Consider the following 23,576-nt stretch of genomic DNA (forward strand, 5'->3'; position numbering starts at 1 on the left):
CATAAAAATGCCCTCATAAGAAGAGGGCATGATTTGATTCAAAATATGCTTTGAATTAAATGGAGAATGATGAACCGCAACCGCAAGTTGTTGTTGCATTCGGGTTTTCTACAATAAAACGTGAGCCTTCTAAGCCTTCAATATAGTCAACTTTAGAACCGACGAGATATTGATAACTCAACGAGTCAACCAACATTTTTACATCACCATTTATAAATTCAGCATCATCTTCATTCATACTTTCGGCAAAGTTAAAACCATAAGAAAATCCTGAACAGCCGCCACCCGTTACATAGACACGTAACATCAGATCTTGATTACCTTCGCTATCACGAAGTTGGCGAACTTTATTTGCAGCATTGTCAGTCAGCTCAAGTGCTTGGGCGGTCATGATATTGTTCCTCAGATTTCAAATGGCTTAAATGAAAAGACCATATATTCAGTATAACATACTCAATATATGGTCAGTGAGTGAACTTTAAAGTAAATTCAGACTAAATTTATCGGATTTAATCTAGAATTATTTGTAGTTCTCATCTTGTAGCGCACATTCAAAGTTTTTCGGATCGTTTTTACAACGGAATTGCCAAAGGATTTTCATCATTTGTTTGTTATAAACGCCTTGTTTGGTCAAGCTGATACGCGATTCACGCATGAGTTTTTGATAACCAGGCTTATCACCATCTGGAACTTGCATCCAGTATTTCGCCGGAATATCTGCTTTCATTTTTCCAATGATAGTGTTTGCACGAGGCAATTGCGTTTTAATCCAATCACGAGATTTTTGACCATAGCCAGCAGGGAATTTATCTGGACGAATGATGATATTACCTGTGACTTGTAGCAGTGGGTAATTCACAATAGCGCCTTTGGTTCCTAAACCCTTATGCAGCTCTAAAGGTTTAAATACCGCTGCAGGTGCACCAATAATATCAACCTGACCATTATTGAATTTACTGCCAAAATTTGTAACATCCGCGGCAACTGCTTGGGCACCAATTTGTTGAACCATAATTTTTTGTGCTTGATCATAGTCGAGTACCGCAATTTTTTTACCTGCTGCTTTTGCAACGGTATTGATATTGCGGTCATTGACCATCAGGAAAGCATCACCGACTGGAATAACACCAACAACTTCATATTTTCCGCTGGTCATGTATTTTGCAAAGTTTGGATTTGCTAAGCCTTGCATGACTTTTACCGCGAGATTGAGATCTGGAATCGCACCAATTGCATCTAAAGAACCGGTGAAACTATTAAATTGGCGGCCACGCATACCTGTGATACTGACAGCATCACATTTACCCGCTTTAAAATCTTCTGCAATAACAGATTCATTTGAATTCACTTTTAATTCCAGATCCGCACCCCAGTTTTTCGCTGCAAGTTGATAATCTTTCATTAAGGTAAACACATCACCATTTTTGCCTACTAAATCAAATACACACATGACTTGTTTTGCTTGAGTGGCAGATGTTGCAAGCAAAAGACCCGCAGCAGCAATGAGAGCATTAGACCATTTCATTATTTTTTTCCTTTCCATGATCAATATTATTCATGTTCAATTGAATCGAAGAGCTTCGACCAATAGAACTTTGTGACATCAAAAATGTATCTAGTTTAGAAAATCGTTTATTGCTAAACCCAACATGATCTATTCTGAACAATCGATTTTCCAAATCAATTGTTCGAGTTCAATGATGAATTGATGTTATTGAAATCATTACTTGAAATGAGTCGGTTCGCAATGACCCAAATGACAAAATTTCCTCAGCAAAGAAGAAATGTCAGAAGCTATTAATTACTGAGGAAAATCATTACTTTTGCTTTTATAAATGAATAAATTGTTTGCTAAAAAGACAAAAGAATCTGGGTTAGCCCCAGATTCTTGAAGATTAATCTTGGTTTTGATCTCTGTTTTTACGCTCATCACGTCTTTTATCACGTTGCTGTTGTTGATTTTGACGATCACGCTGTTGCCACTGTTTTTGATCAGGTCTATTGTCCCAGCGATGGTCACGATTTGATTTATTGTTCCAATCTTTTCTATGTTGTTCCCATTGCTGCTTTTTCATTTGATCACGTTTGGCTTGTTCATATTGCCAGCGTTGTTTATCCCAGTTCTTTTGGCGCCGTTCTTGTTCAATGCGCATTTGTTGTAAACGATAAGCTCGCTCGCGTTCCCAACGTTGGCGATCATTGTTTCGGTCATATCTTGGATCATAGCGTTGTCCATAGCCATAATCTCGATATACGGGTTGCCCATAGCCGCGAGAGTCATAACCATCTTCAGGAAATGCAACACAACCAACAGCAATAATAGATGTTATGAATGAAACAATTAATGCTTTTATAGCCATAAGTTGTCTCCATTTAACAAGCAAAATAGCAAAAAAAAATTCAGATATAGCAAAATAGTCAATGACAAGTCATTTAACTCAGATTAGCGTATTTAAAAATTATATTTGTATATCGATGATGAGACTTGTATAAGATTATAGTCAGTCGATGCCTGATCATGTAGACAATATGAAGAATTTGAACATTTAAGGAAGAAGCGTAATGGTTGCTTTTCAACGTAGTATTCATGATTTAGTCGAAAAAGGGCAGGGTTCGGCAGGTAGGGCTTTAGATCGTTTGCCTACATTCGCTCAAGAGTCATTAACCAAGTTATTGGGTTACCCGTACCAGTTTCCTCAATTGGATAGTTTCACCAAATGTTTGATGGCAGCTCAACTTAAACAGGGCAAAGTGGGTTTTATTGGCGTAGATGTAGAGCGCTCTAGAAAGCAATTTGAATCACAAATGCAATCTATTATAAACAAACCGACCCATATCCAATTTGTTGAAGATATTCGTCTTCCGCTACAAAGTGGCAGCGTCTATGCACGCCATTACCATCCTGCACCAAATAAAAAATTGCCAATGATTGTATTTTATCATGGCGGTGGTTTTGTGGTAGGTAGTGTAGACACCCATGATGAAGTGTGTCGCTTAATTGCTGCTCATGCAAAAGTTCAGGTTTTAAGTATTGAATATCCACTCGCACCTGAGGTTGGCCCACGTGACTTAATTCAATCTTGTGAAGATGCTTTGGCTTGGGTGTATCAAAATCGCCGTCAATTTAAAATTCTCAAAAACCGGATTGCGGTTGCAGGAGATAGCGCGGGCGGAAATATTAGCGCTGTTGTTGCACAACGCACAGTCAATACAGTGTTTGCGCCTCAAGCCCAGTTCTTGATTTATCCTGCCGTTGATTTTAAGAGTCGACATCCATCTTTCTTTGCTTATAAAGATGGCTTGGTGTTGACAGGCTCAGATATTGATTATGTGACCGACTATTATGCGACACGTTTTAATATGGCATTGGATGATCCAATCATTTCACCGACCAATGGGCAGTTAAAGAAACTTGCCCCTGCATTTGTAGTAACGGCTGGACATGATCTTTTGCATGATGAAGGTAAAATTTATGCTTATAAGTTACGTCAAAATGGGGTAAAGGTTCATTATCAGGATTATGAAGATCAAACCCACGGATTTATTAACTTAACCCCTGTTTCACGTAAAGCTAAAAAGTACGTTATAGAGATGAGTAAAGAGTTCCGTAAATTCTGGGATAAGCAATAACATAATATCCACTTGTACAAGTCACTTTTGTTTCACGTGGAACAAAAGTGACTGATTAAAAAATAATCAAATAAGAGTAATTGTTCTATAAAGGCTAAGCACACGGATTTATCCATACAGTTCTTTTGTTGATAAAGCATCATCAACATATTCAACAACCAATAAGGCTTATGACAGCTATATAGATATAGTCGTGAATACTGTTGAGTATTGGTAAACGTGTTTAAATGTCATTTTTCAACAGAATAAAAGCAGACTACTATGAGAGGCTTATTAATTTAAAATGTTTAAGGAAAAGAGAATGATCAAAAAAATAGGCATCGGTCTTGCTTTAGTGGTTTTAGTGAATCAAGCGTTCGCCAATACAGATATGCAAATTAAAACCAATTTAGGCAACATCAATATAGAGCTTTATGATGATCAAGCACCGATATCAGTAAAAAATTTTAAGAGCTATGTAAATAGTCAATTTTACAACGGCACCATTTTCCATCGTGTTATCCCTGGTTTTATGATTCAAGGCGGTGGCTTTGATAGCAACATGAAAGAGAAGGCTACTCAACCAGCGATCCAGAATGAATCTAACAATGGCTTAAAGAACGTTCGTGGGACTTTGGCTATGGCACGGACTAATGCGCCAAACTCTGCAACCAGTCAATTCTTTATTAATGTTGCAAATAACGACTTTTTAAATAAGTCTGCTGGAAACCCTGGGTACGCCGTATTTGGTAAGGTGACACAAGGACTGGATATCGTCGATAAAATCGTACAGACACCAACACAAACAGTGGGTATGCACCAAGATGTACCTAAACAAGCTGTAAAAATCATCAGTATTCAAACAATAAAAACAAATGTGAAAAAATAGTTAAAAAATAAAGCAGAAATATTTTGTTCATATTTCTGCTTTAATATTAAAAGCTTACGCGACAAAAAGCCTAAAAATGAACCAAAACAGTGCATAAAAATACAACACTCAATAAAACAATCAGTTAAAAGCACTTGCGTGTGTAAGAAATTGCCCTATAATGAGCTCATCCCGACGCGATACAGCAAACGAACTTAGCTTAGAGGGTTAAGTTGTTAAATGTTTATTGCGTCTTATTTATCACTGACGAAGTGATAAATTAATCATTAAGAGAATATGAAGAACAACTTGTGTGGATTTTTACTGATTGATTGATCGAAATATTATCATTGATTGATTGGTTTAAATTACTCGAAGTTTATTTGAGAGAATTTGTCAGTACATTGATGAGCCAGAATTGTGACCTTAAGTCACTAATGATTTTTAACTGAAGAGTTTGATCATGGCTCAGATTGAACGCTGGCGGCAGGCTTAACACATGCAAGTCGAGCGGGGGAGATTGCTTCGGTAATTGACCTAGCGGCGGACGGGTGAGTAATACTTAGGAATCTGCCTATTAATGGGGGACAACATCTCGAAAGGGATGCTAATACCGCATACGCCCTACGGGGGAAAGCAGGGGATCACTTGTGACCTTGCGTTAATAGATGAGCCTAAGTCGGATTAGCTAGTTGGTGGGGTAAAGGCCTACCAAGGCGACGATCTGTAGCGGGTCTGAGAGGATGATCCGCCACACTGGGACTGAGACACGGCCCAGACTCCTACGGGAGGCAGCAGTGGGGAATATTGGACAATGGGGGGAACCCTGATCCAGCCATGCCGCGTGTGTGAAGAAGGCCTTATGGTTGTAAAGCACTTTAAGCGAGGAGGAGGCTCTTCTAGTTAATACCTAGGATGAGTGGACGTTACTCGCAGAATAAGCACCGGCTAACTCTGTGCCAGCAGCCGCGGTAATACAGAGGGTGCGAGCGTTAATCGGATTTACTGGGCGTAAAGCGTGCGTAGGCGGCTTTTTAAGTCGGATGTGAAATCCCCGAGCTTAACTTGGGAATTGCATTCGATACTGGGAAGCTAGAGTATGGGAGAGGATGGTAGAATTCCAGGTGTAGCGGTGAAATGCGTAGAGATCTGGAGGAATACCGATGGCGAAGGCAGCCATCTGGCCTAATACTGACGCTGAGGTACGAAAGCATGGGGAGCAAACAGGATTAGATACCCTGGTAGTCCATGCCGTAAACGATGTCTACTAGCCGTTGGGGCCTTTGAGGCTTTAGTGGCGCAGCTAACGCGATAAGTAGACCGCCTGGGGAGTACGGTCGCAAGACTAAAACTCAAATGAATTGACGGGGGCCCGCACAAGCGGTGGAGCATGTGGTTTAATTCGATGCAACGCGAAGAACCTTACCTGGTCTTGACATAGTAAGAACTTTCCAGAGATGGATTGGTGCCTTCGGGAACTTACATACAGGTGCTGCATGGCTGTCGTCAGCTCGTGTCGTGAGATGTTGGGTTAAGTCCCGCAACGAGCGCAACCCTTTTCCTTATTTGCCAGCACTTCGGGTGGGAACTTTAAGGATACTGCCAGTGACAAACTGGAGGAAGGCGGGGACGACGTCAAGTCATCATGGCCCTTACGACCAGGGCTACACACGTGCTACAATGGTCGGTACAAAGGGTTGCTACCTAGCGATAGGATGCTAATCTCAAAAAGCCGATCGTAGTCCGGATTGGAGTCTGCAACTCGACTCCATGAAGTCGGAATCGCTAGTAATCGCGGATCAGAATGCCGCGGTGAATACGTTCCCGGGCCTTGTACACACCGCCCGTCACACCATGGGAGTTTGTTGCACCAGAAGTAGGTAGTCTAACCGTAAGGAGGACGCTTACCACGGTGTGGCCGATGACTGGGGTGAAGTCGTAACAAGGTAGCCGTAGGGGAACCTGCGGCTGGATCACCTCCTTAACGAAAGATTGACGATTGGTAAGAATCCACAACAAGTTGTTCTTCATTGATGTATCTGAGGGTCTGTAGCTCAGTTGGTTAGAGCACACGCTTGATAAGCGTGGGGTCACAAGTTCAAGTCTTGTCAGACCCACCAAGTCTACTGAACACAGAAGAGCAGATATATTAAGATCTTAAGCTGGGGACTTAGCTTAGTTGGTAGAGCGCCTGCTTTGCACGCAGGAGGTCAACGGTTCGACTCCGTTAGTCTCCACCACTAATTAAAGACTAAGTGATTACAGAACTTAGTAAGCCGATAGCTTATTAAGTTCTGTGATTTATCACAGTTAACTACTCGCTGACGAGGCGGTAGTGAATCATTAACAGAATATATTTGAGTTGAAATAATTGTTTAAACTCGTTTTAGTTGATGTTAGCAAGTAATTGTTAATGTTGAGTGAAATGAGCACTAGCGATAAAACTGAATCAAGCGTTTTGGTATATGAATTAAATTGAAGCTGTATGGTGATTAAGTTCACAGGCAACAAATAGAAGTGATTAAGTTCACATTGTTGATCCTCCTTGTAGGGATTAACGACTGTTTGGGGTTGTATAGTCAAGTAATTAAGTGCATGTGGTGGATGCCTTGGCAGTCAGAGGCGATGAAAGACGTAATAGCCTGCGATAAGCTTCGGGGAGGCGGCAAATATCCTGTGATCCGGAGATTTCTGAATGGGGAAACCCACTTACCATAAGGTAGGTATCGCATGATGAATACATAGTCATGCGAGGCGAACGAGGGGAAGTGAAACATCTCAGTACCCTTAGGAAAAGAAATCAATTGAGATTCCCTCAGTAGCGGCGAGCGAACGGGGATCAGCCCATTAAGTTATATGTGTTTTAGCGGAAAGCTCTGGGAAGTGCTACCGTAGAGGGTGATAGTCCCGTACACGAAAGGGCACATATAATGATGACGAGTAGGGCGAGGCACGTGAAACCTTGTCTGAATATGGGGGGACCATCCTCCAAGGCTAAATACTCCTGACTGACCGATAGTGAACCAGTACCGTGAGGGAAAGGCGAAAAGAACCCCTGTGAGGGGAGTGAAATAGATCCTGAAACCGCATGCATACAAGCAGTGGGAGCCAACTTGTTTGGTGACTGCGTACCTTTTGTATAATGGGTCAGCGACTTATATTCAGTAGCAAGGTTAACCGTATAGGGGAGCCGTAGAGAAATCGAGTCTTAATAGGGCGTTTAGTTGCTGGGTATAGACCCGAAACCGGGTGATCTATCCATGAGCAGGTTGAAGGTTGGGTAACACTAACTGGAGGACCGAACCCACTGTCGTTGAAAAGCCAGGGGATGACTTGTGGATAGGGGTGAAAGGCTAATCAAACTCGGTGATAGCTGGTTCTCCCCGAAAGCTATTTAGGTAGCGCCTCGGACGAATACCATAGGGGGTAGAGCACTGTTTCGGCTAGGGGGTCATCCCGACTTACCAAACCGATGCAAACTCCGAATACCTATGAGTACTATCCGGGAGACAGACTGCGGGTGCTAACGTCCGTAGTCAAGAGGAAAACAATCCAGACCGCCAGCTAAGGCCCCCAAATTATAGTTAAGTGGGAAACGATGTGGGAAGGCATAGACAGCTAGGAGGTTGGCTTAGAAGCAGCCACCCTTTAAAGAAAGCGTAATAGCTCACTAGTCGAGTCGGCCTGCGCGGAAGATGTAACGGGGCTAAAACTATATGCCGAAGCTGCGGATGTATACTATGTATACGTGGTAGGGGAGCGTTCTGTAAGCCGATGAAGGTGTATTGAGAAGTATGCTGGAGGTATCAGAAGTGCGAATGCTGACGTGAGTAACGACAAAACGGGTGAAAAACCCGTTCGCTGAAAGACCAAGGGTTCCAGTCCAACGTTAATCGGGGCTGGGTGAGTCGACCCCTAAGGCGAGGCCGAGAGGCGTAGTCGATGGGAAATTGGTTAATATTCCAATACTTCTGTGTAATGCGATGAGAGGACGGAGAAAGTTAAGTCAGCCTGGCGTTGGTTGTCCAGGTGAAAGGCAGTAGGCATGCATCTTAGGCAAATCCGGGGTGCTCTATGCTGAGAGCTGATAGCAAGCTAGTTTACTAGCGAAGTGGCTGATACTATGCTTCCAGGAAAAGTCTCTAAGCTTCAGTTACACAGGAATCGTACCCTAAACCGACACAGGTGGTCAGGTCGAGTAGACCAAAGCGCTTGAGAGAACTCTGCTGAAGGAACTAGGCAAAATGGTACCGTAACTTCGGGAGAAGGTACGCTGCTGACGGTGATAGGACTTGCTCCTTGAGCTATTGGCAGCCACAGAAACCAGGCCCCTGCAACTGTTTATTAAAAACATAGCACTCTGCAAACACGAAAGTGGACGTATAGGGTGTGATGCCTGCCCGGTGCTGGAAGGTTAATTGATGGGGTTAGCGTAAGCGAAGCTCTTGATCGAAGCCCCAGTAAACGGCGGCCGTAACTATAACGGTCCTAAGGTAGCGAAATTCCTTGTCGGGTAAGTTCCGACCTGCACGAATGGCATAATGATGGGGGCGCTGTCTCCAGCAGAGGCTCAGTGAAATCGAAATCGCCGTGAAGATGCGGTGTACCCGCGGCTAGACGGAAAGACCCCGTGAACCTTTACTGCAGCTTGACATTGAACTTTGATCTTACTTGTGTAGGATAGGTGGGAGGCTTTGAAGTAGTGACGCCAGTTGCTATGGAGCCATCCTTGAAATACCACCCTGGTAATATTGAGGTTCTAACTCTGTCCCGTTATCCGGGACGAGGACCATGTCTGGTGGGTAGTTTGACTGGGGCGGTCTCCTCCTAAAGAGTAACGGAGGAGTACGAAGGTGCGCTCAGCGTGGTCGGAAATCACGCGTAGAGTATAAAGGCAAAAGCGCGCTTAACTGCGAGACCCACAAGTCGAGCAGGTACGAAAGTAGGTCTTAGTGATCCGGTGGTTCTGTATGGAAGGGCCATCGCTCAACGGATAAAAGGTACTCTGGGGATAACAGGCTGATACCGCCCAAGAGTTCATATCGACGGCGGTGTTTGGCACCTCGATGTCGGCTCATCTCATCCTGGGGCTGAAGCAGGTCCCAAGGGTATGGCTGTTCGCCATTTAAAGAGGTACGCGAGCTGGGTTTAGAACGTCGTGAGACAGTTCGGTCCCTATCTACCGTGGGCGTTGGAAATTTGAGAGGATCTGCTCCTAGTACGAGAGGACCAGAGTGGACGAACCTCTGGTGTACCGGTTGTGACGCCAGTCGCATCGCCGGGTAGCTATGTTCGGAAGGGATAACCGCTGAAAGCATCTAAGCGGGAAGCCTACCTCAAGATAAGATTTCCCTAGGACTTTATGTCCTCTAAAGAGCCGTTGAAGACTACGACGTTGATAGGTTGGATGTGGAAGTGCGGTGACGCATGAAGCTGACCAATACTAATTGCTCGTGAGGCTTGACTATACAACACCCAAGCAGTTGTATATGAAGCATCATTTGATTCATAAAAGATCAAACATACTTGATTTAGTTGTAAAGCTAGTTAAACTATTCAACTCAAATGTTCTGTTTGAGCGAGGGTAAGCAAAGCAACGCTTTGCCCGAGCGCAAGATTTGGTACGAAGTAAGGCATTTAAATAAGACCCGAACAAGTCCATAACAGTTTGCTGGCGACAATAGCAAGAGTGAACCACCTGATCCCTTCCCGAACTCAGAAGTGAAACCTCTTAGCGCTGATGGTAGTGTGGGGTTACCCATGTGAGAGTAAGTCATCGCCAGCTTTTAAATCTAAAACACCCCGATCTCTAACGAGAGCGGGGTGTTTTTTTATGTGTGGTGTTGATTGGCGAAATGAAACAGATCTAGTTATATTAAGCTAATTGATCACTGATTAAGCTTATGCATTGATGAAACTGAACTGATTTTCTGTATTCCTCATCATGATCATCATTGAAGTAAGGGATATAGAAAGAGTCGAGCTATTGAACCAGCTGTTTCTTTATGCTAAAAATTAAAGTATTACGATAAAAACAGTTAATAATATGTTGATTTTCCAATTTTTCTTTACAGATTATGATGGTGAAGAGGTTTTACCCACTCAAAATCAGTATGCATCTATCGATGAAATCATAGAAATAATGCAATCTGTGTTAATCAGGCCAGAAAACTTTTTAGGGATCGTTGATAAAAATGATCGTACTTTACAGTTTATCGTTAATGATGATTATTCATTAGATGCAGATATTCCTGTTCCTGATCAAAAAGGCTCTTATACAAAAACAATAAGTTTGTATGAAGCGGTTAAACTGGTTCAAAAACAAACTGAATTGATTCAAATTGATGCTATTGAAGGAATGGCTTTTATGAAGTGGTAAGTTTTTTACTTTAATTGTTTTTAGTGTATTCAAAATAAAAAACCTCAGACATCCATGCCTGAGGTTTTTTGTATTGGTTCTGAGGTATAACTCCTGTCGTACCTTTCGCTATCCTGCGTTATTGTCCTATCTTATTCTTGTTTTAATGGAAACTTCCTGTTTCCTGATGTGTTTATAGTATTAAAATTTAGCTGTTCTGCCTATACCCATAATTCGGCAAACCATGTAAGAAAAAGCTTACATGATCATAAACGGGTATTCTCTATTAAAAATGGGCATTTAAACCAATATAAGGCCCTTTAAAATTAAACTTCATATCACGGTTATCTAAATCACTGAGTTCGATATTTAAAACACGGTAACCCACTTTGGCACCAAGATCTAAAACAATAGATTTAACAAAATCATATTGAATTTCAGCCTGAGCATCCGTGATTTTTACATCATTGACATTGGTATAAGTCGCCTCAGCTTTTGCGCTTAAACCTGTAAATGGTAGTTTTGCACCAGCCTCTGCATAAAGGATTGGTGCATATTCATCAACATCAACATTTTGTGAAAATTGCTTTACAGTACCGTTGAGTTTAGTTGCCCCTACACCGACATCAGCTTTTACAATATTGTCTAAGATTTCATAGTAAAGAATAAGATCTGTATGGTCTAAATCAATTTTAGTTTTAGCAAACTCATTATTAGACTCAGTTTCAGTATCTAACTTGGTATATTTTAATTTTACATTGGGAATGATTGGAATCGGGTGCTCAAAAGCAACAGAGGCTTGAATCGTGCCTTTGGTATCTAAATCATGTTTTGCGTTTAGCCCAGCATAAGGATCTAATAATAAATTATCTGTCCCCGTTTTGTTGGATAGACTGGATGTTTTGTGGTTGATTTGAGAATCTCCACCAATACTCCAATAACTAATATCACCTTTTAAACCAATAAAATCAGCTTGAGCAAATGAACTTAGACCTAGGGCTGCGATAAATAAGGGTAATTGAATAGATTTCATATGTCCTTCTTGATGAAATGATTTTTCATCCTATATTTTTGTTACTTAAATACATTTCAATACTGTACCAACTGAAGGCATGATATAGGGGTTTATCAAATTTTGCATTATTAAAAAGATTAAATCGAGGGTGTAGGATGAGTGATTCTATTGATCAAGCAGTGATTGAATTCCCACTTTATGTCGCCAATAAAGCGATTAAATCAGGGCAATGGCTTGAAGTTCATGATAAATTTTCGGGGAAAATTTATGCAAAGGTGGCTTTAGCGGATGCAAAAATTTTAGAAAAAGCCATCAGTGCAGCTGTGAAAGCTGAGAAAGAAATGGCTGCTTTAAAACCATTTCAAAAGCAAAAAATACTGTTGCATTGTGTTCAGCGTTTTAAAGAACTCCGTGAAGAATTAACCGAAATTTTAATTATCGAAGGTGGAAAGCCTAAACTTGCTGCAGCAGCTGAGGTTGAAAGGCTGATTAATACTTTCCAACTAGCGGCAGATGCAGTCTCCACAATTAATGATGGTCATTTAATGCCTTTGGCTGTAACGGCTGCGGCTTCTGCATATCGGGGAATGGTACAACATGTGCCGATTGGTGCAGTGTCTCTGATCAGTCCGTTTAATTTTCCTTTGAATTTAACAGCACATAAAATTGCACCAGCAATTGCAGCGGGTTGTCCATTTGTATTAAAACCAGCAAGTTTGACTCCAATTTCCGCATTAAAAATCGCAGAAATTTTGGCTGAAACAGATTTACCAAAAGGCGCATTTTCAATTTTGCCTTGTCCACGAGAACATGCTGATGTGTTAGTGACGGATGATCGCTTTAAGCTGCTCAGCTTTACCGGTTCTGATCAAGTGGGTTGGGATATGAAAGCACGTGCTGGTCGTAAAAAAGTAACCCTCGAATTGGGGGGGAATGCAGCTGTTTTAATTGAACCTGATACAGAAATAAGTGATGCATTGATTGATCGAGTGATTGGTGGTGCATATGGTCATGCGGGACAGGTGTGTATTAGTGTGCAACGAATTTTAGTCCATGCTGATATTTATATAGAATTTAGAAAAAAAATCTTAGCAAAATTGAAAAAAATATCTGCGGCAGATCCACATGTAGAAACCACGATAGTGGGCCCAATGATCAAAGAAGCAGAAGCGATTCGTTTAAAAAAATGGGTAGATAAAGCGGAGAAAAAGGGTGCGAAAATCTTAATTGGTGGCACTTTAAAAGGTGTTTTATTTGAACCAACTTTGCTTGAAAATGTCGATGAATCTCTTGAAATTTATCAAAATGAAGCATTTGGCCCTGTGGCAATTTTAGAAAAATATAAAACATTTGAGAAAGGTATCGAAGTGATTAACCAAGGTCGCTTTGGTTTACAGGCTGGTGTATATACTCAAAATCTCAATAAGATGCTTTATGCATGGGATCATTTACATGTGGGCGGGGTAATTATCAATGATATACCCACCTTCAGAGTTGATAATATGCCATATGGTGGTGTGAAAGATTCGGGTTTAGGTCGTGAGGGAATCCAATCTGCAATTGGTGATATGCAGGAAGAACGCTTACTTGTGATCAAACAATAAGTTAATATTCTAAGGGGCTACGGCTCCTTATTTCTTTGAATTTTATATAGAGTTAAAAAATGATAATAAAATTTTTCAATTCATTATTTTTAATGGTTTTGCTTTGCTTACAGAGTGTGCAAATTTGGGCATTTCAATCTGAGAAACTGGTAAATGATGCACGCTCTCAGATTTTGAAAACACTTTACTATGATCCTGCTTATACTCAGTTGTCTTATCCAATGGGTGATGTTCCATTGATCAAAGGTGTATGTACAGACGTGGTTATTCGCGCCTTACGCCATCAAGGTATAGATCTGCAACAACGTATTCATGAAGATATGAAAGCCAATTTTAAAAAATATCCACAAAAATGGGGTTTAAAAGCAACCGATCGAAATATTGATCATCGACGGGTTCCAAATATCATGACCTATTTTCAGCGTCAAGGTTATCAAGTGAATGATCAAAAGTATCAAGCAGGTGATATTGTGGCATGGGATTTAGGTAAAGGCTTAACCCACATTGGTATCATTTCAAATAAAACCACAATGTTGTCAAAAACACCTTTGGTTATTCATAACATTGGTTCTGGAACACGTGAAAATGACATTTTGCATGAATATAAAATCATTGGGCATTATCGTTTACCCAAGACGGTCAATTAGAAATATGCAATTTCAAGCAAAATAGCTAAAAATTAACCATGTGCAAAAAAAAGTAAAAAAAACCTGAGAAAATAGACACAAATTACAGAAAAAGCGCTGCAAAACGAGTATTGTTACAACATTAAACAGTAATTTTGTTGATGCACTTTAACCGAGAAGTTTGCAAAGTTACTGGTTTGGAATAATAACAAAGCACCCAAAAGGTGCTGTTTTATTCAAACAACAAAATTTAAAATTGGTACTTCTTTTGCTCGCAGATCACAATGAAAAAAAGCAGCATTTGAGGACATCTACAGAATTAGGTGTTTTATGACAGAATCTCGTGAAAACTGGACATCACGATCAGGTTTTATTATCGCAGCTGTTGGATCGGCTGTCGGTTTAGGTAATATTTGGCGCTTTCCTTACATTGCTTATGAAAACGGTGGCGGCGCTTTTTTAATTCCATATTTAATTGCACTTATTACGGCAGGTTTGCCACTGTTATTTTTAGACTATGCGACAGGGCATAAAAGTAATACTTCACCTCCTAAAGCCTATCGTGCTTTATTTAAAGGGGGCGAAACTTTAGGTTGGTGGCAAGTCTGTGTCTGTATCATTATTGGTTTGTACTATGCCAGCGTACTGACATGGGCTGGCAGTTATGTTTATTTTTCTGTAGGTCAATTGTGGGGAAGTGATCCTGAAAACTTCTTCTTCAATACCTATTTACAAACTTCAAAATCAACAAGTTTTGATTTTCAATTTGTTGGTCATTTATTTTGGCCAATTGTAGGAATCTGGGCATTAACGTTGATCATCTTATTTGGTGGTGTGAAAAAAGGGGTTGAACTATCCAATAAAATTTTCATGCCTTTACTGTTTATTCTGTTCACGATTCTTGTTATTCAAGCGTTGCGTTTACCTGGTGCAGTTCAAGGTTTAAATGCTTTCTTTACACCAAACTGGGCAGCGATGTGGGATTATAAAGTATGGCTTGCAGCATTTGGTCATACGTTCTTTTCACTCTCTGTTGGCTTTGGGATCATGGTGACTTATGCCTCGTATCTTAAACCAAAAACCAATTTAACAGGCTCGGGCCTTATCGTTGGTTTTGCCAATGCGTCTACTGAAATCCTTGCGGGGATTGGTATCTTCGCAGCACTGGGCTTTATGGCATTTTCAGCAGGCAAGCCTGTAGATCAAGTGGTCAGTGGTGGTATCGGCTTGGCATTTATTGCTTTCCCTAAAATCATTTCAAGTTTAGGGACTGGTGCGGATTTATTCGGTTTACTGTTCTTCTCTTCTTTATTTGTTGCAGGGATTTCTTCAATGGTGAGTATCCTTGAAGTGCCGATTGCAGCGATGCAAGACAAGTTAAAATGGGGACGTAAAAAAGCCGTAAGCATCATTGGCGGTGGTAGTGCACTGGTTTCAATTTTCTTATTCTCTAGCGTGAACTCGATTAAACTGGTAGATATCGTCGATCACTTTATCAATAACATTGGGATTATTGGCGGTGCATTATTGTCAATTATTTCGATAGCGTGGTTTAAACGTTCGGCATTGATGGAATTACGTGATCATGTGAATCGTATTTCAACTGTGCAGCTTGGTAAAGGTTGGGATTTCACTTTAACCGTAATCACTTCTTTAATTTTGCTGGTCACTTTATCTATGACCGTTTTTAGCTTGATTAAAAACGGATACGATACCTATAGTTCTAGTATGTTGATGTTCTTTGGTTGGGGCAGTGTGATTTTCTGTGCTGTTATTGCTTTAGTCCTTAGCAAAATGAAAGATCGATAGGAGCGTCAAAATGAATACTTCTGCAATCGTGATGATGATTATTTCAATGGTATTTTTATGGGGTGGGTTGATTTTATCGATCCTACATTTGATGAAAAATCCTGAAGAACTGGATGAAGTTCTGGAAGAAGTCAAAGATCACCATACCCTTTAAACTTGAGCCAAAAAAAGCAGGCGAATGAGCCTGCTTTTTTAATGCGTTTTTTAAGCTGTTTTTTGAATTCGACAATAATAGAAACCATCACCATGATGCGCTTCAGGCAACAATTGACGACCGTGAATTTGTTCTATTCCCCAGTTTGTGTCAATCTTGATTTCTTCAGCATCTGCATGTTCAGCAAAAAACTCGACCATCTGCTGTTCATTTTCAACTTTTAGAATTGAGCAGGTAATATAAAGTAGTGTTCCACCAACTTTAAGCTGCTGCCACATATGCTTTAAAATTTGCTTTTGCAGATCGACCACTTGCTGAATATCTGTAGATTGGCGCAATAAGCGAATATCAGGATGACGACGTAGAACACCAATAGCAGAACATGGTGCATCCAATACGATACAATCGACCAATTCTTTAGGCACCCATGTTGTAGCATCTGCTGTGATGATTTCAACTGTTGCATCAACATTTAATTCAAGGCGTTCCAAGTTTTCTGAAACACGCAATAAGCGTTTAGCATCATGATCAAGTGCGATTAATTTTTTAGGATTGAAACGTTCTAAGATATGAGCTGCTTTACCACCCGGTGCTGCACAAGCATCGATAATGACCTTGTCATCTAAGTTGGGTAACAGTGTTGCACACAATTGAGCATGTTCATCTTGAACAGAAAACCCGCCTTCTTCAAAGCCAGGTAAATGAGTAATATTGCCCGTTTGTTCCAGAACTATACCAACATCTGAAAGTGTACAAGGACGAGCATCAATCTGTTCTTCATCTAAAATATCAAGATATTCATCACGACTAATTTGACGTTCATTGACACGCAGCGTTAGTGGGGCAACTTGTTTTAAATTTTGACAGATTTCAGGGAGTAGATCAGCCCAATCTTTTTTAAGTCGTTTGAACAGCCAGCTTGGTAAACCATGGGTATTATTCAAAGCCGTTTGAAACTCAGTTGTTTCACGTGAAACACGACGAAGGATGGCATTGACCAAACCACTCATCGGTTCAAAACCTAATTGCTTCGCTGCATTGACAGTTTCTGAAATCGCCGCATGTGCAGGAATACGGGTGCATAAAATCTGGTATAAACCCAAATATAAGCAACTTTCTAGTGCCTCATTGTCTAACGGTTTTGTGAGCAAGGGTAAGGTAATTGCTTTTAAAGAATACCACTGACGTAAACAGCCCAAAGTAAGCTCATGGTATAAACCACGATCACGTTCAGAAACAATATTGATATGTTGGTTTAAAACGGAAGCCAAAGATTGTCCATTTTGAACAGCTAAAAGTGTTTTAACCACTTGTGCGCGCAAATTCAAATTTTTTGCAGATGATTGAATTTGGCTCATGCGAATATATTTCCTACTGAAAGTTTATGGCTTTGTATAATTTGTACAGGGTTAATGGCTTTGCCACCTGGCCATTGTAGGCTAGTCAGACAAATCACACCATCTCCACACAGCACATGTACACCTTGTTTGTTCATTTCGATAATGGTTCCGGGTGCTTCGCCATTGGCTGTAAGGTCTGAAATTTGAGAATTCCACACACGTAAATTATTGCTTTCATCTATTGGTGTAAATGCGACTGGCCAAGGATTGAATGCCCGAATATTGCGATCAAGTTCAACTGCTGATTTAGTCCAGTCAATTTGTGCTTCAGCTTTTGTGAGTTTATGTGCATATACCGTAAATTGTTCATCTTGCACTTCACGTGCATCTAAATATTGTTGTAATTTTTGTTCTGACTCTAATACCACACAAATTGCTTCAGCGCCTTGGAGCGCAAGTTTGTCATATAAAGTCGCTGAGGTTTCTTGTGCTGTGATTGGGCAAACTGTTTTAAAGATCATATCGCCTGTATCTAGTCCAGCCGCCATTTTCATGATCGTTACTCCGGTTTCAGTGTCACCCGTTGCAATGGCACGCTGAATCGGAGCAGCACCACGCCAACGTGGTAGCAAAGAACCATGAATATTTAAACAACCATAGCGCGGTGTATCTAATACGGCCTGAGGCAAAATTAAACCATAAGCCGCAACCACCATTACATCTGCACCCAAAGCTGCTAATTCTTGTTGAGCCGTTAAGCCTTCGTCTGTTGATGCTTTGAAATGAAGTGGTTGATAGACGGGTAAGTTATTTGCGAGCGCAAGTTGTTTCACGGCTGAAGCTGTCAATTTTTGTCCACGACCTGATTTACGGTCAGGTTGAGTATACACAGCGACGATTTCGTGATCAGTTTCAATGAGTGCTGCTAAAGCAGAAGCTGCAAATTCGGGTGTACCTGCAAAAATGATCTTCAAAGGTTATGCTCAGATTAAATTTTAAATTGAATTATAGCAAACCTGATTATACGGTGGCGTTTTCAAATGAAAATACGGGTTTTTCTATGTAAAAAATAAAATACGATCAATTGTATATTTTGTTCTGATCACCTATCTGGTTTGGAAATAGTCAGAAGATGTCTTTTACAGCACTCTTAAAATTCGCGTAAATCTAAATTAACCAACATTCATTTTTAAAATAAATATCACTTTTTTATATAAAATTTTTCACTTTAAATTGATAGAAATAGGTCTTATTTTTAACTTAATCTAAATAAACAGATTATTTAGAGATAGAAATTAGAATTATTGTGACCTATTGCGCAATAAAAAATTGTTAACTGAACAAGGATAGGCAGTTAATCGAAATTTAACAATAAATCAAATGTAAACTAAATCACATATTATTTTGATAAAAGTGACAAATTTTGTCACATGCTCAATTTAAGAACAATATGTATTTAATAAATCTTAATGCCTTTTAAAATTTATATAAATTGCTGATTTATAGATATAAAATTTATAAAATGTATGATTATTTTACTTTTTATTTAAAAGTTTAGACCATGTGTTTAAAAAAACAAAATAAGTGAAATATATCTCAATTTTTCTATTGATTTAAATGTATGTAAATTGTTAAATAAAAAAAATTGTACATTTTATATGCATTATTGAGGCGAAATCAGCGGCTGTAATGCATCTCCTAAAGGAAAAGTAATATGAATAAGATCTACAAAGTGATTTGGAATGCGACTTTGTCAGCATGGGTTGCAGTTTCTGAATTGGCAAAAGGGAAAACCAAGTCTTCTAAGATCACAGGCTCTGTCGGGGCAGTTGTTGCTATTGTTGGGGCTATTAGCTTTTCACCAGATGCATTCGCGGGAGGTTATAGCGCTGGTGGTGGTAATATTAATGCTGCTTGTAGCAGTACAAGTACAACAACAGGGCAAACAGGTGCTATTGCAATTGGTGGTGGTAGCCAAGCACCTTGTGCGAGCCAACCTTATGCAACAGCAATTGGTAATAATGCACAAGCCGCTAGCCGTGGTTCTATTGCAATTGGCAGTGGAGCATATGCAAATTCCAATGAAAATACATTAGATGGTAAAGGTGCCGTTGCAATCGGTAATGATGCAGTTGCTATGGGTAAAAACTCATTTGCATTAGGTGCTCAGGCTTCTGTTCTAGAAGACAATACCGTTTCTTTCGGTCATGCGAATGGCGATGCAAAATATGTAGGTGGTGTCGCGAATGGTACATGGACAGATGATCGCTTTATGAGAGTAGCGAATATTGCTAATGGTTATAAAAATAATGATGCGGTCAATGTTTCACAAATAAAACCACTTGCTACAGCGCTAGGTACGACGGTTGATGCAACAACAGGTGTAGTTGCACCTCCAAGCTATACTATTACTAAGACAGATGGAACAAGTTATGCAGCAGTTAATACAGTACCTGCTGCTTTAACTAACTTAAATAGTGAAATAACAAAAGCCATTACTTTTGCAGGTAATACCGGAACTTCAGCAAACAAGCTTGGTTCGACTCTGAATATCACTGGAACAGGTTCTACAGCAGGTTCGTATACTGGTAATAATTTAAAAACATCTGTGAGTGGAAGTACCGTTAGCATCCAAATGGCAGAAGCACCGGTATTTACCGGTACTGTAACTGCTGGAAATCTAGCAACAGGTGGGACGTTGAGTGTCACAGGAGTTAGTAATTTAAATGGTGGGGCAAATTTAAACAGTCAAAAAATTACAAATGTTGCTGCTGGGACAGCAACAGGTGATGCCGTTAACTTTGGTCAATTAACTACAACCAATCAAAACGTAAGTAATTTGACGACAACTGTTACGAATCAAGGTAATCAAATCACGACCAATACGTCGAATATCGCAACCAATACATCTGATATCAGCACCTTAAAAGGTGGCTTTAATTTACAAACCAACGGTAAGAATAGTGGTGCGATTAAAGCAGGTGACACGGTTGATATTGGTGTAGCTACGCCAGCGGATACCAACCTTACAGCGACTAAGACAGGTAATAATGTTGCGTTTGCTTTAAGCAAAGATTTGAACTTAACCAGCGTTACTACAGGTAATACAGTGATTAACAACGCTGGTGTAACCGCAGATAAAGTGACTGTTGGTACTGTGGTGGTTGATAAAACGGCTGGAATCAATGCAGGTGGTAAAAAGATTACCAACGTTGCAGCCGGTGATATCAGTACAGCAGGATCAACAGATGCTGTGAATGGTGGTCAATTATTTACGACTAATCAAAATGTAAGTAATTTGACGACAACTGTTACCAACCAAGGTACTGATATCAGTACATTAAAAGGTGGCTTTAATTTACAAACCAACGGTAAGAATAGTGGTGCGATTAAAGCAGGTGACACGGTTGATATTGGTGTAGCTACGCCAGCGGATACTAACCTTACCGCAACCAAGACAGGTAACAATGTTGCGTTTGCTTTAAGCAAAGACTTGAACTTAACCAGCGTTACTACAGGTAATACAGTGATTAACAGCGCTGGTGTAACCGCAGATAAAGTGACTGTTGGTACTGTGGTGCTTGATAAAACGACTGGGATCAATGCAGGTGGTAAAAAGATTACCAATGTAGCGGCAGGTGATACCAGTACAGCAGCATCAACAGATGCTGTGAATGGTGGCCAATTATTTACGACTAATCAAAATGTTGCGAAAAACACATCAGACATTAGTACGTTAAATACTACTGTCACTAATCAAGGTAATCAAATCACGACCAATACGTCGAATATCGCAACCAATACATCTGATATCAGCACCTTAAAAGGTGGCTTTAATTTACAAACCAACGGTAAGAATAGTGGTGCGATTAAAGCAGGTGACACGGTTGATATTGGTGTAGCTACGCCAGCGGATACCAACCTTACCGCAACCAAGACAGGTAATAATGTTGCGTTTGCTTTAAGCAAAGACTTGAACTTAACCAGCGTTACTACAGGTAATACAGTGATTAACACTGCTGGTATAACAGCGGATAAAGTGACTGTTGGTACTGTGGTGGTTGATAAAACGACTGGGATCAATGCGGGTGGTAAAAAGATTACCAATGTAGCGGCAGGTGATATCAGTACAGCAGGATCAACAGATGCTGTGAATGGTGGTCAATTATTTACGACTAATCAAAATGTAAGTAATTTGACGACAACTGTTACCAACCAAGGTAATGATATCAGCACCTTAAAAGGTGGTTTTAACCTACAAAGTAATGGTAAGAACAGTGGTGCGATTAAAGCGGGTGACACGGTTGATATTGGTGTAGCTACGCCAGCAGATACCAACCTTACAGCGACTAAGACAGGTAATAATGTTGCGTTTGCTTTAAGCAAAGATTTGAACTTAACCAGCGTTACTACAGGTAATACCGTGATTAACAACGCTGGTGTAACAGCGGATAAATTGACTGTTGGTACTGTGGTGGTTGATAAAACGGCTGGAATCAATGCGGGTGGTAAAAAGATTACCAATGTAGCAGCAGGTGATATCAGTACAGCAGCATCAACAGATGCTGTGAATGGTGGTCAATTATTTACGACGAATCAAAACGTAAGTAATTTGACGACAACTGTTACGAATCAAGGTAATCAAATCACGACCAATACGTCGAATATCGCAACCAATACATCTGATATCAGCACCTTAAAAGGTGGCTTTAATTTACAAACCAACGGTAAGAATAGTGGTGCGATTAAAGCGGGTGACACGGTTGATATTGGTGTAGCTACACCAGCAGATACCAACCTTACAGCGACTAAGACAGGTAATAATGTTGCGTTTGCTTTAAGCAAAGATTTGAACTTAACCAGCGTTACTACAGGTAATACCGTGATTAACAACGCTGGTGTAACAGCGGATAAATTGACTGTTTGATGTGTGCTGAGAAAACAGGAGGTTTTAACTTGGTAAACTATAGACACTCATCAGGAGTTTACCATGAGCAAGAAACAGAAGACTTACACCGCAGAATTTAAAGTTGAAGCAATAAAATTGATTGAAGCCAATCAAGGCAATGTATCGGAAACAGCCAGACAACTTGGCATTTCAATGCAAACTCTTTCAAATTGGAATAATAAAGCAAAGACTGGCACCTTAGCAGGCACTAAACAATATTCACCTGATCTAAATGCCTTACTCGAAGAAAATAAAAAGCTCAAACAACAGCTCAAAACAGCTGAAATGGAACGTGAATTTCTAAAAAAGGCAGCAGCGTACTTTGCGAAAGAAAGTCAGTAAGGTACGCCTATATGAAACAGCAAAGATATTTATTCCCGATTAGCTTTATGGCTAGATTACTTCACGTTTCAGTGTCACGATTTTATGATTGGCTAAAACGAGGCATGAATAAAAGATTGGTTCAGCGAAATCAACAGACAATTTTGGTCAAAATAGCTCATGAGGAAACTAAACAAAGCTATGGCTATATTCGATTAACTAAGCATTTACAAGCGCAAGGTATCAAAATCAGTACGTATGCTGTACGTCAAATAAAAAAGCTCAACCAGCTGTATTGTAAGCGTCATAAGCGTTTCAAAAGAACTACGAAGAGTGATCATAATCGAGCGATCTACGCAAATTTACTAGAGCAACAGTTTTCAATGACTAAGCCCAATCTTGCATGGTCAAGCGATATTACATACATTTGGACTGCTGAAGGTTGGTTATACTTGGCAGCAGTAAAAGACCTGTACACGAAACAAGTGGTTGGCTATAGCTTAAATGAGCGTATGACCGCACAACTTGTTTGCAATGCACTGACTATGGCGATTCGTAATCAAAAACCAACGAAAGGCTTAATTATTCATTCGGACAGAGGCAGCCAATATTGCAGCCATGAATATCGAAAGATACTGGAAAAATGTGATTTTCAAGGTTCAATGAGCAAACGTGGGGACTGTTACGATAATGCACCGATTGAAAGTTTCTGGGGCATACTCAAGAATGAATTAGTGCATCATTGCAACTATAAAACCAGAGATGAAGCTAAAGCAGATATTACAAAATACATTGTGTTATTTTATAATCAGCGAAGAATTCAAAAGAGTTTGGATTTTAAAACGCCAAATCAAATAGCAGAGAACTTTTATCGGTTAGCTGCCTAGCATATCCCAAGTGAAAGTCTCCTGCTAATTCAGCACA

Annotated in this window: 14 protein-coding genes, 2 tRNA genes, 3 rRNA genes and 1 pseudogene; 14 read left to right on the forward strand and 6 right to left on the reverse strand. The window is 40.2% G+C overall.

Features of this window, described 5'->3' with window-relative positions; translation table 11 throughout:
- Positions 1 to 55: 55 nt before the first annotated feature.
- The 3 genes from erpA to ACZ5QH_RS00065 form a co-directional block, all read right to left on the reverse strand.
- Positions 56 to 391 (reverse strand): iron-sulfur cluster insertion protein ErpA, encoded by a 336-nt coding sequence (gene erpA / locus ACZ5QH_RS00055; RefSeq protein WP_004718915.1) that lies wholly within the window; start codon positions 389 to 391, stop codon positions 56 to 58.
- A 129-nt stretch (positions 392 to 520) separates the two neighbouring features.
- Entirely contained in the window at positions 521 to 1,525 is a 1,005-nt protein-coding gene (locus ACZ5QH_RS00060) for a putative solute-binding protein (RefSeq protein ID WP_004818193.1), read from the reverse strand.
- 370 nt (positions 1,526 to 1,895) lie between these two features.
- On the reverse strand, positions 1,896 to 2,360 hold the full coding sequence (locus tag ACZ5QH_RS00065; protein WP_004818195.1) for a hypothetical protein: 465 nt from the start codon (positions 2,358 to 2,360) through the stop codon (positions 1,896 to 1,898).
- 202 nt (positions 2,361 to 2,562) lie between these two features.
- Between ACZ5QH_RS00065 and ACZ5QH_RS00070 the strand changes: the two genes are divergently transcribed.
- From ACZ5QH_RS00070 to ACZ5QH_RS00105, 8 genes are all read left to right on the forward strand, one after another.
- Complete coding sequence (locus ACZ5QH_RS00070) at positions 2,563 to 3,630, forward strand: alpha/beta hydrolase (RefSeq protein WP_303577850.1); 1,068 nt, start codon at positions 2,563 to 2,565, stop codon at positions 3,628 to 3,630.
- A 301-nt stretch (positions 3,631 to 3,931) separates the two neighbouring features.
- Positions 3,932 to 4,498: a peptidylprolyl isomerase gene (locus ACZ5QH_RS00075; RefSeq protein WP_034613361.1), complete on the forward strand. Its 567-nt coding sequence runs from the start codon at positions 3,932 to 3,934 to the stop codon at positions 4,496 to 4,498.
- 424 nt (positions 4,499 to 4,922) lie between these two features.
- A 16S ribosomal RNA gene (locus ACZ5QH_RS00080) occupies positions 4,923 to 6,461 on the forward strand.
- A 59-nt stretch (positions 6,462 to 6,520) separates the two neighbouring features.
- Positions 6,521 to 6,597, forward strand: a tRNA-Ile gene (locus tag ACZ5QH_RS00085).
- 44 nt (positions 6,598 to 6,641) lie between these two features.
- Positions 6,642 to 6,717, forward strand: a tRNA-Ala gene (locus tag ACZ5QH_RS00090).
- A gap of 337 nt (positions 6,718 to 7,054) precedes the next feature.
- Positions 7,055 to 9,945 (forward strand): 23S ribosomal RNA (locus ACZ5QH_RS00095).
- 202 nt (positions 9,946 to 10,147) lie between these two features.
- Positions 10,148 to 10,262: ribosomal RNA gene (gene rrf, locus ACZ5QH_RS00100) — 5S ribosomal RNA — on the forward strand.
- Together the 16S, 23S and 5S rRNA genes with 2 tRNA genes alongside form the textbook arrangement of a ribosomal RNA operon.
- A 261-nt stretch (positions 10,263 to 10,523) precedes the next feature.
- Positions 10,524 to 10,856, forward strand: a complete 333-nt coding sequence (locus ACZ5QH_RS00105; RefSeq protein WP_303578097.1) for a hypothetical protein — start codon at positions 10,524 to 10,526, stop codon at positions 10,854 to 10,856.
- A 265-nt stretch (positions 10,857 to 11,121) separates the two neighbouring features.
- Here the strand turns inward: ACZ5QH_RS00105 and ACZ5QH_RS00110 are convergent, their stop codons facing one another.
- Entirely contained in the window at positions 11,122 to 11,868 is a 747-nt protein-coding gene (locus ACZ5QH_RS00110) for a TIGR04219 family outer membrane beta-barrel protein (RefSeq protein ID WP_244014538.1), read from the reverse strand.
- A 137-nt stretch (positions 11,869 to 12,005) separates the two neighbouring features.
- Here ACZ5QH_RS00110 and ACZ5QH_RS00115 point away from each other — a divergent pair, with 137 nt between their 5' ends.
- The 4 genes from ACZ5QH_RS00115 (at position 12,006) to ACZ5QH_RS00130 (ending at position 16,043) form a co-directional block, all read left to right on the forward strand.
- The gene (locus tag ACZ5QH_RS00115; protein ID WP_303578098.1) at positions 12,006 to 13,454 is read left to right on the forward strand and encodes an aldehyde dehydrogenase family protein; all 1,449 of its coding nucleotides are present in this window, start codon (positions 12,006 to 12,008) and stop codon (positions 13,452 to 13,454) included.
- Between the two features lie 59 nt (positions 13,455 to 13,513).
- Entirely contained in the window at positions 13,514 to 14,101 is a 588-nt protein-coding gene (locus tag ACZ5QH_RS00120) for a DUF1287 domain-containing protein (protein WP_034618071.1), read from the forward strand.
- 309 nt (positions 14,102 to 14,410) lie between these two features.
- Positions 14,411 to 15,889: a sodium-dependent transporter gene (locus ACZ5QH_RS00125; protein ID WP_034618072.1), complete on the forward strand. Its 1,479-nt coding sequence runs from the start codon at positions 14,411 to 14,413 to the stop codon at positions 15,887 to 15,889.
- Between the two features lie 10 nt (positions 15,890 to 15,899).
- On the forward strand, positions 15,900 to 16,043 hold the full coding sequence (locus ACZ5QH_RS00130) for a methionine/alanine import family NSS transporter small subunit (RefSeq protein ID WP_004718897.1): 144 nt from the start codon (positions 15,900 to 15,902) through the stop codon (positions 16,041 to 16,043).
- 50 nt (positions 16,044 to 16,093) lie between these two features.
- On the opposite strand, the gene rsmB is transcribed toward ACZ5QH_RS00130, so the two are convergent.
- A complete protein-coding gene (rsmB, locus tag ACZ5QH_RS00135; RefSeq protein ID WP_303578099.1) occupies positions 16,094 to 17,401 on the reverse strand; it encodes a 16S rRNA (cytosine(967)-C(5))-methyltransferase RsmB in 1,308 nt (435 codons plus the stop codon).
- A complete protein-coding gene (fmt, locus tag ACZ5QH_RS00140; protein WP_034618074.1) occupies positions 17,398 to 18,357 on the reverse strand; it encodes a methionyl-tRNA formyltransferase in 960 nt (319 codons plus the stop codon). The genes rsmB and fmt overlap by 4 nt, the downstream gene beginning before the upstream one ends.
- A 740-nt stretch (positions 18,358 to 19,097) precedes the next feature.
- Between fmt and ACZ5QH_RS00145 the strand changes: the two are divergent.
- Together ACZ5QH_RS00145 and ACZ5QH_RS00150 are read left to right on the forward strand one after the other, a co-directional pair.
- Positions 19,098 to 22,307 (forward strand): annotated as a pseudogene (locus ACZ5QH_RS00145) (ESPR-type extended signal peptide-containing protein); the annotation flags it as partial.
- A 66-nt stretch (positions 22,308 to 22,373) separates the two neighbouring features.
- Positions 22,374 to 23,539, forward strand: a protein-coding gene (locus tag ACZ5QH_RS00150; protein ID WP_085947552.1) for an IS3-like element ISAba21 family transposase whose coding sequence is annotated in 2 segments (ribosomal slippage) — positions 22,374 to 22,632 and positions 22,632 to 23,539 — 1,167 coding nt in all. Because the reading frame shifts where the segments join, the coding sequence is not laid out codon by codon here.
- Positions 23,540 to 23,576 lie beyond the last annotated feature (37 nt).

Source organism: Acinetobacter sp. Ac8 (assembly GCF_055392545.1).

Coding starts and splice junctions, on each gene's coding strand:
- erpA (WP_004718915.1), bottom strand. CDS start 391: ATGACCGCCCAAGCACTTGAGCTGACTGACAATGCTGCAAATAAAGTT.
- ACZ5QH_RS00060 (WP_004818193.1), bottom strand. CDS start 1,525: ATGAAATGGTCTAATGCTCTCATTGCTGCTGCGGGTCTTTTGCTTGCA.
- ACZ5QH_RS00065 (WP_004818195.1), bottom strand. CDS start 2,360: ATGGCTATAAAAGCATTAATTGTTTCATTCATAACATCTATTATTGCT.
- ACZ5QH_RS00070 (WP_303577850.1), top strand. CDS start 2,563: ATGGTTGCTTTTCAACGTAGTATTCATGATTTAGTCGAAAAAGGGCAG.
- ACZ5QH_RS00075 (WP_034613361.1), top strand. CDS start 3,932: ATGATCAAAAAAATAGGCATCGGTCTTGCTTTAGTGGTTTTAGTGAAT.
- ACZ5QH_RS00105 (WP_303578097.1), top strand. CDS start 10,524: ATGTTGATTTTCCAATTTTTCTTTACAGATTATGATGGTGAAGAGGTT.
- ACZ5QH_RS00110 (WP_244014538.1), bottom strand. CDS start 11,868: ATGAAATCTATTCAATTACCCTTATTTATCGCAGCCCTAGGTCTAAGT.
- ACZ5QH_RS00115 (WP_303578098.1), top strand. CDS start 12,006: ATGAGTGATTCTATTGATCAAGCAGTGATTGAATTCCCACTTTATGTC.
- ACZ5QH_RS00120 (WP_034618071.1), top strand. CDS start 13,514: ATGATAATAAAATTTTTCAATTCATTATTTTTAATGGTTTTGCTTTGC.
- ACZ5QH_RS00125 (WP_034618072.1), top strand. CDS start 14,411: ATGACAGAATCTCGTGAAAACTGGACATCACGATCAGGTTTTATTATC.
- ACZ5QH_RS00130 (WP_004718897.1), top strand. CDS start 15,900: ATGAATACTTCTGCAATCGTGATGATGATTATTTCAATGGTATTTTTA.
- rsmB (WP_303578099.1), bottom strand. CDS start 17,401: ATGAGCCAAATTCAATCATCTGCAAAAAATTTGAATTTGCGCGCACAA.